General features: G+C 59.0%; 13 protein-coding genes. 4 read left to right on the plus strand and 9 right to left on the minus strand.

Annotated features, from left to right (window positions below):
* Positions 1-488: 488 nt before the first annotated feature.
* Genes mnhG through H6M51_RS23280 form a run of 6 tightly spaced genes read right to left on the minus strand, consistent with a single transcriptional unit; the run spans position 489 to position 6,504 of the window.
* A complete protein-coding gene (gene mnhG, locus H6M51_RS23255; protein ID WP_113461612.1) occupies positions 489-869 on the minus strand; it encodes a monovalent cation/H(+) antiporter subunit G in 381 nt (126 codons plus the stop codon).
* A complete protein-coding gene (locus tag H6M51_RS23260) occupies positions 866-1,147 on the minus strand; it encodes a K+/H+ antiporter subunit F (RefSeq protein ID WP_113461611.1) in 282 nt (93 codons plus the stop codon). The genes mnhG and H6M51_RS23260 overlap by 4 nt, the downstream gene beginning before the upstream one ends.
* Positions 1,144-1,620, minus strand: a complete 477-nt coding sequence (locus H6M51_RS23265) for a Na+/H+ antiporter subunit E (protein ID WP_113461610.1) — start codon at positions 1,618-1,620, stop codon at positions 1,144-1,146. The genes H6M51_RS23260 and H6M51_RS23265 overlap by 4 nt, the downstream gene beginning before the upstream one ends.
* Positions 1,617-3,251: a monovalent cation/H+ antiporter subunit D gene (locus H6M51_RS23270; RefSeq protein ID WP_185812186.1), complete on the minus strand. Its 1,635-nt coding sequence runs from the start codon at positions 3,249-3,251 to the stop codon at positions 1,617-1,619. The genes H6M51_RS23265 and H6M51_RS23270 overlap by 4 nt, the downstream gene beginning before the upstream one ends.
* On the minus strand, positions 3,251-3,583 hold the full coding sequence (locus tag H6M51_RS23275; protein WP_185812179.1) for a Na+/H+ antiporter subunit C: 333 nt from the start codon (positions 3,581-3,583) through the stop codon (positions 3,251-3,253). Before H6M51_RS23275 ends, H6M51_RS23270 begins: the two co-directional genes overlap by 1 nt.
* Positions 3,583-6,504, minus strand: coding sequence for a monovalent cation/H+ antiporter subunit A (locus tag H6M51_RS23280; protein WP_185812187.1), 2,922 nt, complete (start codon positions 6,502-6,504; stop codon positions 3,583-3,585). The genes H6M51_RS23275 and H6M51_RS23280 overlap by 1 nt, the downstream gene beginning before the upstream one ends.
* A gap of 108 nt (positions 6,505-6,612) precedes the next feature.
* Between H6M51_RS23280 and H6M51_RS24780 the strand changes: the two genes are divergently transcribed.
* Positions 6,613-6,873 carry a helix-turn-helix domain-containing protein gene (locus H6M51_RS24780; RefSeq protein WP_246780659.1) on the plus strand — a complete coding sequence of 87 codons (261 nt, stop codon included), beginning with the start codon at positions 6,613-6,615 and terminating at the stop codon, positions 6,871-6,873.
* 39 nt (positions 6,874-6,912) lie between these two features.
* Here H6M51_RS24780 and secD read toward each other — a convergent pair whose 3' ends face one another.
* A complete protein-coding gene (gene secD / locus H6M51_RS23285; protein ID WP_113461605.1) occupies positions 6,913-9,429 on the minus strand; it encodes a protein translocase subunit SecD in 2,517 nt (838 codons plus the stop codon).
* Positions 9,430-10,607: 1,178 nt separating this feature from the next.
* Here secD and H6M51_RS23290 point away from each other — a divergent pair.
* The 3 genes from H6M51_RS23290 (at position 10,608) to H6M51_RS23300 (ending at position 14,610) form a co-directional block, all read left to right on the plus strand.
* Positions 10,608-12,518 carry a methyl-accepting chemotaxis protein gene (locus H6M51_RS23290; protein WP_185812180.1) on the plus strand — a complete coding sequence of 637 codons (1,911 nt, stop codon included), beginning with the start codon at positions 10,608-10,610 and terminating at the stop codon, positions 12,516-12,518.
* 76 nt (positions 12,519-12,594) lie between these two features.
* Complete coding sequence (locus H6M51_RS23295; RefSeq protein ID WP_185812181.1) at positions 12,595-14,346, plus strand: bifunctional diguanylate cyclase/phosphodiesterase; 1,752 nt, start codon at positions 12,595-12,597, stop codon at positions 14,344-14,346.
* 12 nt (positions 14,347-14,358) lie between these two features.
* Positions 14,359-14,610 (plus strand): hypothetical protein, encoded by a 252-nt coding sequence (locus H6M51_RS23300; protein WP_185812182.1) that lies wholly within the window; start codon positions 14,359-14,361, stop codon positions 14,608-14,610.
* A gap of 278 nt (positions 14,611-14,888) precedes the next feature.
* Here the strand turns inward: H6M51_RS23300 and H6M51_RS23305 are convergent, their stop codons facing one another.
* Both H6M51_RS23305 and H6M51_RS23310 read right to left on the minus strand, forming a co-directional pair.
* Positions 14,889-15,635 (minus strand): ATP-dependent Zn protease, encoded by a 747-nt coding sequence (locus H6M51_RS23305; RefSeq protein ID WP_185812183.1) that lies wholly within the window; start codon positions 15,633-15,635, stop codon positions 14,889-14,891.
* A partial coding sequence (locus H6M51_RS23310; protein WP_185812184.1) for an ATP-binding protein occupies positions 15,632-15,964 on the minus strand: 333 nt, incomplete at its 5' end. The genes H6M51_RS23310 and H6M51_RS23305, both read right to left, overlap by 4 nt.

The following is a 15,964-nucleotide window of genomic DNA, read 5'->3' on the forward strand; positions in this document are numbered from 1 at the left end:
GGCCCAAAGCCAGGGCACAAAGATGGCATCCACGGTCGCTCGCGACAGGAAAACAGAGGAAAATCAAAGGCTATTTATCTAAGCCTTTGAAATCATGTGAGAATCCAGGTTCTCCAGGCGGGCCATTTTAGGTCGGTTGTCCGCTGAAAATCAGCGACTATTTCTCACAGAAAAAAGCGACGCCTTCTCAACAAGTTGAGCAATCCAGGCTGCTCTTCTTCACTCCATCCGTCGTTCCGAAACGGGTCTCGCGAGAATTGGCTGGGGACCCGCAAGCGATGTCCTTTCATGGGCCGAAAGCGGACGGTCCGTCGTTGGCGAGACGGACGGTGACACAGGACATCGATGAGAAGGGCGCAATAGTCTGAGTTCGGCCGAACAAAACGAAGGCAGCGAATGGATGAGACGAAAAGCTGCGATGGGTAAAGGCTCGCCGCCTCCGAGCTTGACGACTTCAGGCGGAGTTGATTGCCGTTCTGCCCGTATCTTCAAGCTTCGGCATCAGGGATCTCCTTTGGCAAAACCTCCTTCGGAACAGATGGGTTCCCCTCGGAGCGATCACGGTGCAGGGCAGCTCTCGCCAGCAAAATCAGAGTGATCGGCGTGGTCAGCGTGACGAAGATGCCGATGAGGATCTCATGCAGGACGGCGCGGGAGCCGGCGATCGAGAAGTAGATGATCGAGGCCAGCATGATTGCCCCGACACCCCAGCTCGTCCCGAGCGTCGGGGCGTGGATGCGTTCGTAGAACGTTGGCAGGCGCAGAAGGCCGATCGCGCCGAGCAGCGTGAGAGCCGAGCCGATCACCATCAGGCCCGAGACGAGGATGACAACCCAGATGGGAAGGTCGGCGACAGAAATTATCGTCATTCGATGACTTCCCCGCGCATCAGAAACTTCGCAAGCGCGACCGTGGAGACAAAGCCAAGGAGGCCGATGACAAGGGCAGCCTCGAAATACACGGTGCGTCCGCTGCCTATCCCAAAGGTCACGAGCAGCAGCATGGCGATAATGTAGGCAGCGTCGAGCGCGACGATGCGGTCCTGGGCGCGCGGGCCGATGAAGATACGCAGAGCCACAATCATCAGCGCCAATGCCAACAGCAGCTTGGCGATCGAGACGGCGGTGAAGAGAATGATGACGCTCATTCGATGATCTCCAAAAGCATGCTTTCGTATCGGTCCTTGATGTTGCTCACCCAGGCTTCCTCATCGATTAGGTCGAGCACATGAATGAGCACCGTCTTGCGGCGACCGTCATAGGCAAGCCAGGCGGAACCCGGGGTGCTGGTCAGGATGATGGCCATGATGGCAAGAGCCGTCGGGTGCTCGATCCGCAGTGGAAGGGAGATGAAGCCGGACGTGTGCTGCTGGCGCTTGCCGCGCAGGATAAGCATGGCGACGGCAACGTTGGACCTGGCGACATCGACGAACACCCGCCAGACGAGCTTCGGGATCAAATACCACTTTTTCATCGCCGGCTTGTCAGGCCGGAGCGAGGCCATGGCCCAGCCGCCGAAGACGGCGACAACAGAGCCGAGGATCATATGCCCAAGTGTAAAATCGTTGAGCAGCAGCCACATGACGAGCAGCGACAGGCTCAGTAGCGGATAGGGCATCATGGCAAACCTCCCGCATTCTCTGCATCCGACGATGCCACGCCCTCCACGACAAAGGCATTACGGACCGCATCGACATAGGCCGCAGGATTAGAGAGTGTCCTGATGGTTGTGTCCATGTAGGTCATGGCGGGGCCCGCCAGGATGGTGAGGGCGAGCGTCAGGGACAGGAGCAGCATCACGGGGATGAGTTCGACAACCAGCACCCGCGGAACGGCACCTTCGATCGAGCCCCAGAAGGTACGGATGCCGTTGCGGGTCATGGAAATCAGCGCCGCGAGACCGGACAGGATGACGAGCACGATCAATGCCCAGACTGCCGGATCCGGCGTGGTGCCGATCGAGCCGGTCCCCATCATCGCGGACAGCATGGCGAATTTCGAGATGAAGCCGGACAGTGGCGGCAGTCCGGCCAGCAGGATGCCGCAGGCGGCGAAACAGATGCCGAGGATGGCCATGGTGCCGGGCATGGCGGTACCGTCTCCATATTCTATGTCGGCCTCCTCCCCGTCCCCATAGGCTTCCATGGTGACAGCCAGGACGTTGGCGCCGGCATCCTGTCCGCGCTCCACGAGTTCGATCAGCATGAAAAAGGCGCTGATCGTCAGGGTGGAACTGACGAGGTAAAGTAGGGCGCCGGAGGACACCACGCCGTCGTTGATGCCGAGCACCATCAGCAGCGTCCCCGAGGAGACGAGCACGGAGTAACCCGCAAGACGCCCGAGGGCCTGCGATGCGAGCACGCCAATGGTCCCGAAGACGAGGGTTGCCATGCCACCGAGGAGAAGGATCTCGGCGCCGAAGCCGACAGACGGCCCCTCTCCGAACAGCAGCATCGTCAGGCGCAGGATGACGTAAATGCCAACCTTACTCAGGATCGCGAACATGCCGGCGACGGGCGCCGAGGCCGCACTGTAGGCGGTGGGCAGCCAGAAGCAGAGCGGCCACATGCCGACCTTGATGAGGAAGGCAACGCCGAGCACTGCTGCACCTGCCTCCATCAGGATCAACCGATCCGCTTCCATGTCGGGCATGCGCAAGGCGAGGTCTGCCATGTTGAGCGTGCCTGCCGTACCGTAGATCAGGCTGACCCCGATGAGGAAGAACAGGGCAGCGACCAGATTGACGGCGATGTAGTGCAGGCCGGATTTGACCCGAAGCGTCCCCGTGCCGTGCAGCAAAAGCCCGTAAGACGCGGCGAGCATCACCTCGAAGAAGACGAACAGGTTGAAGAGGTCCCCGGTCAGCAGCGCGCCGTTGACGCCGACGAGAAGCAATTGGAAGAGGCTGTGAAAATGCGCCCCGACCGCATGCCATTTGGCCAAAGAGAAAAGCAGAGCGGCAATAGCAAGGATGGCGGTCAACAGCAGCATCATGGCCGAGAGACCGTCGATGACGAGCACGATGCCGAAGGGTGCCGCCCAGTTGCCGAGCAGATAGACGTTTTCAAAGCTGTTCGGGCCACTCTCCACAATGAACAGGATGATTGCATTCGACAGCAGCAGCACGACTGCAGCGAGGCTCACCAGGGCCTTTGCTGTACGATTGCGCTCGTCGATGAACAACAGAAGAGCTGCCGTCACCATGGGCAGCAGGATCGGCGTGACGATCAGGTGCTGGCTCCAACTGAACATCACTCGTGCCTCCCGTCGACATGGTCATTGCCGGTGAGGCCGCGGGCGGCGAGCAACACGACAAGGAAGAGTGCAGTGGTGGCGAAGCCGATGACGATGGCAGTAAGAACCAGGGCCTGAGGCACGGGATCACTGAGGCTCGTCGAGATCACACCGTCTTCGAGTATCGGCGGCATGTTGCTCTTCACGCCGCCAACGCCGAAGATGAACAGATTGACCGCGTAGGACAGGAGCGACAGACCAATGATCACCTGATAGGTGCGCGGCCGCAGGATCAGCCAGACGCCGCAGGTGGTCATCATGCCGATGGCGAGGGACAGAACCATTTCCATCAGCGTTTCTCTCCCTTGGCTTCAAGTGCCCGCAGGCGATTGATGCGGATAGACTGGTGGGCCAGCGCCACGAGAATGAGAACCGTCGCACCGACGACCAATGCAAACACACCGAGGTCGAAGAGCAAAGCCGTTGCCGCCGGCACCTTGCCGATCAGCGGGATCTCCAGATAGCGGAAGTGCGATGTGAGGAATGGATAGCCGAGAAGCCAGGCACCGATACCAGTCGCGGTGGCCGTCAGGATGCCGGCCCCCATCCAGCGAAGCGGCAGGATACGGATACGATCTTCCGCCCAACGGGTGCCCCCGGCGAGATATTGGAGCAGGAACGCTATCGAAAGAGTGAGGCCTGCCGAGAAACCACCGCCCGGCATATCGTGCCCGCGCATGAAGAGGTAGACCGCCATCGTAATGATGACCGGGAAAAGCCACTGCATCAGCACGGAGGGTACCAGCAGGTAGTCGCGCATCATGTCTCCGGGCGAGCGCTCCGGCTGGTCAGCGTCGAAGCGGTTCTGGGTCACCTGCTGCTCGGGCAGCTCCATGCTGTCTTCGGCTGGGCGGAAGCGGCGCAGCAAGCCGTAGACCGTCAGGCCAACGATACCTAGGACGGCGATTTCACCAAGCGTGTCGAAAGCGCGGAAGTCGACGAGAATGACGTTGACGACATTGCGCCCACCGCCTTCGGAATAGGCATTCTGCAGGAAGTAATTGGCAATCGCGTCGGGTACAGGCATCGTCATCACGGTGAAGGCCACCACCGACATGCCAACCCCGCAAAGGATCGCGAGCGTCAGATCGCGGAAGCGTCGGAAACGGCTTTGCAGGGTTATCACCTCGCCAATGTCGGGGCTGCGCTTCGGCAGCCAGCGCAGCCCAAGCAAGATCAGAACGGTGGAGACAATCTCGACCAGAAGCTGCGTGATGGCGAGGTCGGGGGCAGAGAGCCAAATGAAGGTCATGCAGACGACCAGACCGACGCCGCCCAGCATGATGAGCGCGACCAGGCGGTGATACTTGGCCGAGACCGCAGCACCGATTGCCAGCGCCATCCCGATGAGCCACAACAGGCCGAAGGCTGGGTCGATGGGCGAGACGGCAATCGGCCGGCGCTCGAAACCCGAGAAGTAAAGCGGCAAGCTGGCGGCGATGAAGCCTACGACAACGATCCAGCGCAACTGCGGCTGGAGATTGCGCGTGCCGAGCCGCGCCTCCGCCAGACGAGCCCACCGCCACGACACCGTCACGAGAACGCGCTCGAAAAGACGCTGACCGCGCAGGCGTCGGAAGTAAGGCGGACCATCCTCGCAGCGCGCCAGATAACTTCGCATGAGCACGTAGAGCAGAAAGCCTCCGAAAAGGGCGATCAGGCTCATCAGAAGCGGAATGTTGAACCCATGCCAGAGGCTGAGGCTGTATTCCGGCGTGCGATCCCCGAGCACGCTTTCGACGGCCGTCTGCAGGAAGGGCCCAATGGATATCGCCGGAACGATCCCGACGACGAGGCAGACGACCACCAGGATCTCGATCGGCGCGCGCATCCAGCGCGGCGGCTCATGCGGTGTTTGCTTGGGCAGGTCGATGGGAGGTGGACCGAAAAACACTGTATGGATGAAGCGCAGCGAGTAGACCACGCTGAAGATACCGGCAAGTGTCGCAACATAGGGAAGCATGACGTCGAGCCAGGAGTTGGCATGGGTCTCGACGGCTTCGGCGAAGAACATTTCCTTCGACAGAAAGCCATTCAAGAGGGGCACACCCGCCATGGCAGCGCTCGCGACCATCGCAAGTGTCGCGGTGGCCGGGAGGTAGCGGTAAAGGCCGCTCAGGCGCTGCATGTCGCGCGTGCCCGTCTCATGATCGATGATCCCGGCGGCCATGAAGAGCGATGCCTTGAACGTCGCATGATTGAGCATGTGGAAGATCGCGGCCACCGTCGAGAGCGGGCTGCCAAGGCTCAGAAGCGTGGTGATGAGGCCGAGATGGCTGATGGTCGAATAGGCGAGCAACCCTTTGAGGTCGCGCTGGAACATCGCGAGGTAAGCGCCGAGCAGCAGTGTGGTGATGCCGGCGAGGCCGACGAGCATGAACCACTCGTAGGTTCCCGAAAGCACGGGCCAGAAGCGAACCAGCAGGAAGACACCGGCCTTGACCATGGTGGCGGAATGCAGGAAGGCGGAGACCGGCGTCGGGGCTGCCATGGCGTTCGGCAACCAGAAATGGAAAGGGAACTGCGCGCTTTTCGTCAGTGCACCGAGCAGGATGAAGATCAGGGTCGGGAGATAGAGCGGATGCTCGCGGATGATCTGGCCGGAGGCGAGAATCTTGTCGAGGTCGTAACTGCCGACGATCTTGCCGAGCAACAGCATTCCGATCAGCAGGCAGAACCCGCCAATGCCGGTGATCGTCAGCGCCATGCGCGCGCCGTCCCGAGCTGCAGCACTGGTGTGCCAGTAGCTGATCAAAAGGAACGAGAAGATGCTCGTCAGTTCCCAGAAGATCGAAAGCAGGATAACGTTGCCGGAGACGATGATGCCGAGCATGGCGCCCATGAAGGCGAGCAGGAACGAGAAAAAGCGCGGGATCGGATCGTCCTTGCTCATGTAATAGCGCGCATACAGGATCACGAGCAGGCCGATCGACGTGACCAGCATGGCGAAGATCCAGGCGAAACCATCGAGCCGAAGAGAAAAATCCAATCCGAACTGCGGCAGCCACTCTGCAGTGAAGCGTAGGACGCCATTTTGCATGACGAAGGGATAGGTCGATGCGATCAGCACCAGCGTCACCAGCGTTGTCGCCCCGGCAACGAAGACCGGGAGATCGCGTGACGTCGTATTCAAGATGAAGGCCGAGGCAAGGCTTCCCAGGAACGGAAGAACAAGCAGCAGCAACAACAGGCCAGAAGCGTCCAGCGTTATCCCAAATCCAGCTCCTCTCATGATCGTTGCCGCAGAAGATACCCGGGCTGGAAATACAAAAATTATGCCCTAAATGGGCGATATTACCCTATGTAGGCAACTTCAGGCATGGATCAACCCAAAACAGACCCAGTTTTTTCGCCCGCCCTGTGTCGTGCCGCACGCGGTTATCTCGGTTGGACCCAGGAACACCTGGCGTGCCATTCACTTGTCTCCCGCAGCACGATCCGCGACTTCGAAGGCCAGCGCCACGGCATGCATCGCTCGACGGAGGCTCAACTGCGGCTCGCCTTCGAAAAAGCCGGCCTGCGCTTTACCAATGCAGATGGTTGCCCAGGCCTTTGCTGCTGTTCTTCCGCCACGGCGTGAGGCAAGGCGGGCCCGACTGTCCGGGCCCGCCCCGATAAATCAAGCGGCCTGCTGTTCCGGCAGATTGCCTGCCAGTCGGATCTTCCGTCGTGTCCGCCAGTCGCCGAGGAAAAGCAGGATCGGCGCTGCGATGAAGACCGACGAAGATGCCGCGATGAAGATGCCGAAGACCATCGGCACTGCAAAACTCTCGACCGCACTGCCACCCCAGATCGCCATCGGCACCATCGCCAGAAAGGCCGTAGCTGATGTGTAGAGGCTTCGGGCGAGCGTTTCATTGATCGACAGGTTGATCAGATCGCGGAAAGGCATCGCCTTGTAAAGGCGCATGTTTTCACGCATTCGGTCGTAGACGACGACCTTGTCGTTGACGGAATAGCCCACCAGAGTGAGCAGTGCGGCAATCGCCGTCAGGTTGAAATCAAGACCTGTCAGCGCAAAGAAGCCGATGGTTTTCGTCACATCAAGAATCAGCGTGGCGATCGCCCCTACCGCGAAGGGCCAGTCGAAGCGCACCCAGATGTAGATCAGCATGGCGAGCGATGCGAGGATGACCGAGGTCAGACCTGCCGTTGCCAATTCACCGCTGACCTTGGGGCCAACCACTTCCGTTCGTTCGATCTTTGCGGAGGGATCGATTGTCTGGATCGTTTCGCGTACTTTCGAGACCGCATCCGTCTGCGCCTGCTCGCCGCCTGGCTGACGCTCAAGGCGCAGCATGACGTGATTGCTGTCGCCGAACTCCTGCAGGGCGACCTCACCGAGGTTCAGGCCTTCCAGGCCGGAACGCAGACCTGACAGGTCTGAAGGTCCGGTCGTCGAGAGTTCGAGCTGGATGCCGCCCTTGAAATCGACGCCGTAGTTGAGCCCTGGCGTGATGAACAGGATGATCGAGGAGATCGACAGGAAGGCCGAGACCGCGATGCCGAAGAGCCGGGCTTTCATGAAATCGATCTTGGTCCCGTCCTTGATCAGTTTGAACGGTAGCAGCGGCTTGATGGCGATGGTCTTGAGCCTGTATCGGCGGGCAATGGCGACCATAGCCACGCGCACCACCGAAACGGCCGTGAACATGGAGATGGCAATGCCGAGGCCCATGGTCACGGCAAAGCCACGCACAGGACCCGAGCCGAACCAGAAGAGTAGGACTGTCGCAATGAGGGCCGTGACATTGCTGTCGATGATCGTGGAATAGGCCTTGGCGAAGCCATGGTCGATCGCCGCAAAGGCTCCCCGTCCCTTTCCGACTTCCTCCCGGATGCGTTCGTTGATCAAGACATTAGCGTCGACCGCCAGACCAATGCCGAGTACGATCCCCGCGATACCGGGCAAGGTCAGCGTCGCCCCCACTATAGTCAGACCTGCAAAGGTCAGCACGACGTTCAGCGTCAGGGCCAGAACCGCAAGCAGACCCCAGGTGCCGTAAAGGGCGACGATAAAGGCGACGACGAGACCGAAGCCCGCCAGTCCGGACACGATGCCCATCTCGATCGCATCGCCTCCGAGATCTGCACCGACGGTGCGTTCTTCGATGACAGTCAGCTTGGCAGGCAGCGCGCCAGCCCTCAGAAGCGCCGACAAGGTGTTGGCTTCATCGACGGAAAAGTCCCCGGAGATCTGCCCGGCACCACCGGTGATCGGCTCTCTGATGACGGGCGCACTCAGCACCTTGTCATCAAGCACGATGGCGAAGGGTCGACCGACATTGTCACGGGTGATCTGGGCAAACCGGGTTGCACCCACGCCATCGAAGCGGAACGAGACGATGGGTTGACCACCCTGCTGATCGAACTGCACGCGAGCATCGACGAGCCGGTCGCCGGCGAGCAGCACGCTGGTCTGCACCGGATAAGTGCGGCCCGTGTCATCCTCCAGCGTCTTGACCCCAGGTGCTCCTGGTTCTCCGAGCAGATGGAAGCTCATCTTGGCGGTGGTGCCGAGCAGGGCCCGTAGGCGTGAGGGATCCTGTTCGCCGGGTAGCTGGACAAGAACGCGGTCGGCTCCGACCCGCTGGATGGTTGGTTCTGCTACGCCAACCTGGTCTACACGCTGGCGGATGACTTCAAGGCTCTGCTCGACAGCATGGCTCATCCGGGCGGTAATGCCCTGTTCCGTGGGTGCCATGCGCAGCGTATCGGCGGCTGATCTGGTGACCGCCAGTTCAGGAGCGCCTGCTCCTGCGAGGGTGACGGCAGGATTGTTGAGAACCGAAAGCGCGTCGGTTGCGGCCGACATTTGTGCGGGATCGGCGAGCACGATCGAGACGGCATCGCCGTCACGGCGCACACTGCGGGTCTGAACGCGCGCTTCCAGCAGGGCCGAGCGAACCTCCTGCGAGAGGCTCTGCAGCCATTCGTCCACCAAAGCGGGACGATCCACTTCGAGGACGAGATGGGACCCGCCGCGCAGATCGAGACCCAGGGATACACGTTCATGCGGCAGCCAGGAGGGGAAACGGGACAAGGTGGAATCGGGCAGCACGTTCGGCAAAGCGACGAGCAGACCGAGCATGATGACGAGCAAATAGCCCGTCACCTTTGCGAGGGAGTTTTTCATTCAAAAATAATCCAGCATGTCGTGACCACAGCCTGCTCGGCTATGGCACAAACGGGTCGAGCCATCGAAGCGATGGCGGCGAAACGATCAGACGTTTTGCTGGATAGCCGGTGGTGCGCGGGACCAGTATGGCAGGGGCGCGTGTGGGCGGGGACGGTCTGCGGAAACATGCAGCGTAACATGGCTGTAACGGCAGATCCGCAAGGCTTGGATATCGGGCGCAAGGCAGCCGTCACCGCCTGGGGTCGGCCTGAGCTTCGGTCGCGAGGATTGCTCGGACGAAACCAAAAAGCGGGTCTCACCTCGGGCGCCAGCCGTTGCATGTCCTGCATCGGACCGCGATATGGCAGCATGAGACGAAAGCCCGGCATGGAAGCGACCGAAGACATCGCCGCCGAACAACAGAAGCAGCGACGCGAACAGGCTTGTTATGATGGCCGAGAGGTGCGTTCGGTGCCAACATGGCGACCGAGGCCTCATGTCATTGAGTTCCATGGACGTCCTTTGTCCAGAGCAATCTCATATCCTGGAAAGTTTTTCTAGCCGCGATTCAACTGATGGGCAGAACGAGCATCGCCAACGTCGGCTTCCGAGGAACAGCGTCAATCTGGAGGTTCGAAGTGAAGGCGCAAAACGGAAATGATTTCCGCAAGGGGGCCGCAAGCGGACTGTCCAATGATGGGGTGCCGAACGACGAAAACCGGACATCCACGTATGTGGTAATGTGGTCCGCGTTTGGCCCGCAGCGGTCATTCACTTTACGGGAGGCGCTTTCTGATGTGGGGCCTGAAAGGTCACCCTCCGCTTTCCATCATGCGAACCCAAAAAGCGGACAACGCTCATGCGGCAGACCGCAGATCCAGACACTTCTGGTCGCAAGGACGCGCCGCTCCCGGACTACGGTCTGTTTTGCCTCTTTGACGGGATGTCGTCTTAACACCCGTTCCCGTCCGCACTCGGATCGCTGACCCTTCTGCAGGCATTTGCTCAACAATTTTGCATCGACTCGCTAATTCGTTAGCTGATCGTAAAGATTCGACTCCTAGATTTCATATCCAGTGACCACGAGGGGACGCGAAAGCTTGCCGGGCGCATAAAAATTAAGCGTCTGCTTAAGTATAAAGCTTAGCCTTCAAGGGGGCGCGCACTCAATCGATAGGTTTTGGGAAGGGGACACAATGACAATCAGGGTAAAACTTCTTGCGTGCATATCGCTGTTAACCGCAGCACTAATCGCGATCACCGCGTTCAGCTTCTACGCTATGCGCGCACAGGCGGAGATCGCCAAGTCTATCGTCCTCGACCGTGTGATGCCCATGGAGCAGCTCAAGCGGATCGGCGACGGCTACGCAGTAGATGTCGTCGACACGGCGCACAAGGTCCGTTCGCAGGCAATGTCACCAAATGATGGCTTGGCGAATGTCGACAGGGCTCTTGCTTCTATTGAGGCCCATTGGAATGAGTATATTTCGACGACACTGACGGCCGAAGAGAAACAAATCGCTGACCACTTTGCGGAGGTACGCGCACAAGCAAATGCTGGTGTTGAGGAACTCCGCCAGCTTCTTGCTTCTGGCGATCTCGGCGCCTTGGCTGAATTCGCTGATGAGACGCTATATCCGACGATTGACCCGCTCGGCACTGACATATCAAAGCTGATCGATCTGCAGATCGAGGTTGCAAAGCAGGACCTCGATGAAGGCAATCAACTGACAACCTTGCTGACGACCATTATGACAACGCTGTCGGCGCTTGGTGCTGTCGTAGCGGTATTCTCCACTTGGACCGTATTGCGCGGCGTAATACGACCAGTCAACTCCATCACGGCAGCAATGTCCGATCTCGCCAGCGGTAACCTTCAGGTCGAGATCTACGGAGAGGGCCGCAAGGACGAGATCGGCAAAATGGCCTCGACTGTGGCGATCTTCAGGGACAATGCGCGTGAGCGCGTCCGTCTTGAACAGGAAGCAGAAGCAAGCCGTTCGCTCAGCGAGCAGGAACGCGTCGACCGCGAACGCAGACAGGCTGAGGAAGCGGCGGAAGTCCGTTTCGCAGTTGAGAGCATCGGTCACGCCCTGAACGAGTTGTCGAGTGGCAAGCTGACCTACCGGATCGAAAGCGTCTTCGCCGAACGACTGGACCAGGTCCGCATCGACTTCAACGAAGCCGTGGCCAAGCTCGAGGATGCAATGCGCCGGGTCGGTCAGAATGCGCAGGCCATTGCTGCCGGATCCAACCAGATCCGCGCGGCTGCAGACGATTTGTCGAAGCGCACGGAACAGCAAGCAGCTTCTGTAGAAGAAACAGCAGCAGCGCTCGAGCAGATCACGACAACTGTCTCCGACTCCAGCCGCCGCGCCGAGGAAGCTGGAAAGCAGGTTCAGGAAACCCGCCAATCTGCCGAGCGCTCCGGAGAGATCGTGAATCGTGCAGTTCACGCCATGCAGGAGATCGAATCTTCCTCGCGCGAAATCTCCAGCATCATTGGCGTCATCGATGAGATCGCCTTCCAGACGAACCTGCTAGCACTCAATGCGGGCGTCGAAGCGGCGCGGGCCGGGGAGGCTGGCAAAGGTTTTGCTGTCGTCGCGCAAGAAGTGCGGGAACTGGCTCAGCGATCCGCTTCTGCGGCAAAGGAGATCAAGACATTGATCTCGAAGTCAGGCGAGCAGGTAGAGAACGGCGTCCATCTTGTCACAGAAACAGGCAAGGCACTTGAGCATATCGTCTCGCAGGTCCAGGCGGTCAGCGTCAATGTTACCGCAATCGTAGAGGGCGCCAAGGAACAGGCGACAGGTCTGAAAGAGATCAATACAGCAGTCAACACGATGGACCAGGGTACGCAGCAAAATGCGGCGATGGTCGAAGAATCGACCGCCGCCAGCCACTCTCTCGCCAAGGAAGCAGAAGCACTCTTTCAGCTCATTGGTCGCTTCGAGATCGGCAACTCGCAGAACAAGTCTGCGCCTTCCGAAGTTACCTCCGCGAACGCCCCCACTGCGTCGCCAGCCCGCAGGCTGATCAACCGGGTTGCCACAGCCGTAAGAGGCAATACCGCAGTTAAGAACGAGACGTGGGAGGATTTCTAAGCTTCCGAAATCAAGAAGCAGTCTGGCGGGCCGATCAAAATCGGTCCGCTAAGTCATCCATGGAGAGTGTGCAGTGATGGAAGTTGACACCGAACTGATTACAGGGCGAATCCTGGGGCGTGGCCTGAATAGCCTGCGCGTTAGATTCACCATAATGATTGGCGTGTTTAGCTCCCTGATTGCCGCACTGGTGTTCTACCTCCTGGAATACCAAGATGCTGGGGCTTCTCACTCGTTAACCGCAGTCGGGTATGCCAAGCTCGTGGCCTCGATTGCTGTTGCCTCTGGCTTCACTTACTACATGACCGGGCGATTGACCCGTCCGATTCAGAACCTGAAGGTGAGCACAGAAGCCATCGCTTCGGGCAACTATGAAACCGTTGTGACGGTGGACTGCCGATGCGAAGTCGGAGGCCTGGCTGAGAGCTTCCGAAAAATGGTGGCGCGGCTCAACGACAATGTCTCCAAAATCAACACGCTGGCTTACGAAGACGGCATAACAGGACTTCCCAATCGCGCAGTCCTTAACGAGCTCCTTGAGAGACCCGAGAAGCTATCCGGGCATATCCTGTTCATCGACCTCGACCGCTTCAAGCAGGTCAACGATCTCTACGGCCACCAGATAGGAGACAAGTTGCTCCAGATGGCGTCCTCCAGAATGCTGGTCGATGGTCTCCAGATTACCACCGAGAATATCAATCGTTGCCTCACCCCTGATACTGTTGATGTCGCATCGCCCGGGTGCCGGCTCCTTTTTCGCTTCGCCGGGGACGAATTTGTTGTCCTGGTGACGGGTGAAAACAGCCAACAAAAGATCAATCAAATTGCTCAACAACTGATCGATGCTTTGGCAGATCCGTTCCTTATCGGCCAAAGGCGAATCCAAATTGGTGCGAGCGTGGGTATTGCAGCACTCGGCGAGGGCATATCTTGTGCCGACACGCTGAAACATGCCGACATGGCAATGTACGAGGCCAAGAGCCGAGGACGCGGAACCTATGCAGTCTTCGATGACCTGATGCGCGAAAAGGCTGTTGACCGCGCAGAGCTTGAGCGGGATTTCGTCCATGCGATAGACAACGACGAGATGGTTGTTCACTACCAGTCTAAAATCGACCTCAAATCTGGTGAAGTCGAAAGCTATGAAGCTCTGGTCAGATGGGCGCATCCCACACGGGGACTGCTATATCCGGGCAGCTTTCTAGATGTCGCTGCCGCTGGTGACGGACTGGAGCGGATCGGTCGCAAGGTTATGTCGATTGTTGCGCAAGATGTGGGTGAACTGAGTAACTCAGGATTGCCGGCACGGGTGGCTGTTAATGTATGCCCAACCCAGTTCGCAGACGAAAACTTCGCCGAGAAGCTCTCCTCCTATGTTGTGTCTCGTGGCATCAGGCCAAGCGATCTGGAGTTGGAGGTGACAGAGTCGGTTGCAATGCTGGATCTTGACAAGGCGCGTCAGCATCTTGAGGCGTTAAGGGCCGCAGGGTTCAAAGTGGCGATCGACGATTTCGGAACCGGATTTTCGAACTTGGCACAGCTCTGCAAGCTACCTTACGATTTCCTGAAGATCGACCGCTCACTGGTTCAGGACATTGCCACAAGCCATGATAGCCGGATCATAGTGTCATCCGTTATAGCAATGGCCCATGGTCTTGGACACAAGGTCGTTGCAGAAGGTGTCGAAAGCGCCGATCAGCTCGACGTTTTGAGAACACTCGGATGTGACATTGCACAAGGGTACTTTTTCGGGATTCCATCACCGATAACCGAGCTGGCCGCTAGGTCGGCTGACGGCTTGACAACAAAGTTTGCCGCCGTGTCCTAGGGTCCATGAGTCATGACCGAGGATCAGATACCTGCCTTCGTAGAGGAGCTTTTGGCTGCAGGTTGTCCAGTTTACGCGATTGGTCGCGAAGCGTATGTCATCGCGGAGTTCGAGGTGCCTGAAACGCTGAGGGGGGCCATCAGCGAACAAGTCAATGAGATCTGCGAGCGCTATGGCAAGCGCGACCACCTTCTCCTGCATATCGCTCATCACCTGCGAACCATCGGTTTCGGTATCGAGCTCACTTGTGAAGTAATCCACTGAACTCTGCGCATATCCAAATGGAGCGACTTTTGTAGGGAGTTGGTGCATCCTGTGGCAATTACCGAAACGAAGGCGCGAAGCTGCGCCATAGCATTCGATCGCCAACGACCGGGTCGTTCGTCGGCCCCAATACAGCCGTCAACTTCAAAACAGCTCATGTCTCCTTTTGGCGCGAAGGCGACGAGTTGTCGCTGCGGACTATGGCCGCTTTCAGGAACGACAAACGACGACGGGAACGACCGATATGGAGGCGCAAACCAGCCACTCCCACTGTGACGTCACTCGCCATCGAGAATGCCCCTCACCGCCTCTCCGTCGAGCACCTGCTGTTCGAACAGCACCGCAGTCAGCCGATCAAGCTTTTCCCGATTCCCATTGAGCAGATCCAGCGCCTTCGCCAACGCCTTCTCAAGCCGAGCATGAATGCGGGCAGCAAGATGCGGCTGCGCATCGAGCACTGACGTCGGATCCTTGTCGTCGCGGTAGAGGAGCGGCTGCACTGCCCCAAAGCCGAGACTGCGCTCCAGGGCAAGAGCAAGCCTGGTCGCACGGGCGAGATCACTGTCTTCCGATCCGGCCGAGCCAACAGAGATGGAGCAGAAGACAACATGCTCGGCCGCCCGCCCGGCCATCAGCATCGCCAGCAGGTCTTCGCGGTAGCTCAGCGTGTCGCTGCCCGACCTATGGAACGACAGGAGATTGTACCCGCCTTCGGGCATGTCGATAGTGATCCCTTCGATCGGACCGAGCTTGAGGACGTGATGGACGATCGCATGGCCCGCTTCGTGTACGGCAAAGCGCCAACGCAGATCATGGGGCAACTGAGGTCGATGCATCCGAATGCCATCCTCAAGGTCCTGATAGCACATGGGACGCTTCTGACGGCGGGCGGTCTGGCGCGCCTCGCGTACGATGCGCTCGACATCGGCTCCCGTGAGCCCCATCGCGCGGGTTCCCAGGCGCTTCAGAGCCGATTGAATGTCGCTCTCGATTGAACCCATATTGGTCATGGCCTGATCCGTCATTGGCTTCCTCCCTTCAACGCTGTTTGTTGGCTCAGGCTGCCGCCGGTATCCGAGGGCAGCTCGGCGATCGCGGGCCGCTCCTGGTTTGTTTCCTGCGCTGCGGCGGCCAGCAACTTGAGGTCCTCGCCGAGATGATGGCGGAAGATTTCGGCCAGCGTCGCAGTATCCGGTTTAGGGATTTCGATGTGGGTTTCCAGGCGCCCGGAACGTTTCAAGGCCTCGTCGATCTGCTCCGGCCTGTTGGTGGCGCCAACGACGATGAGGCCTTCGCCCTTCACCGCACCATCGAGGAGTTCGAGCGCTTTGTTGACGACACCATTCCAATAGTC

The sequence above is a fragment of the Rhizobium sp. AQ_MP genome, assembly GCF_014237835.1.
Taxonomy (GTDB): Bacteria; Pseudomonadota; Alphaproteobacteria; order Rhizobiales; family Rhizobiaceae; genus Allorhizobium.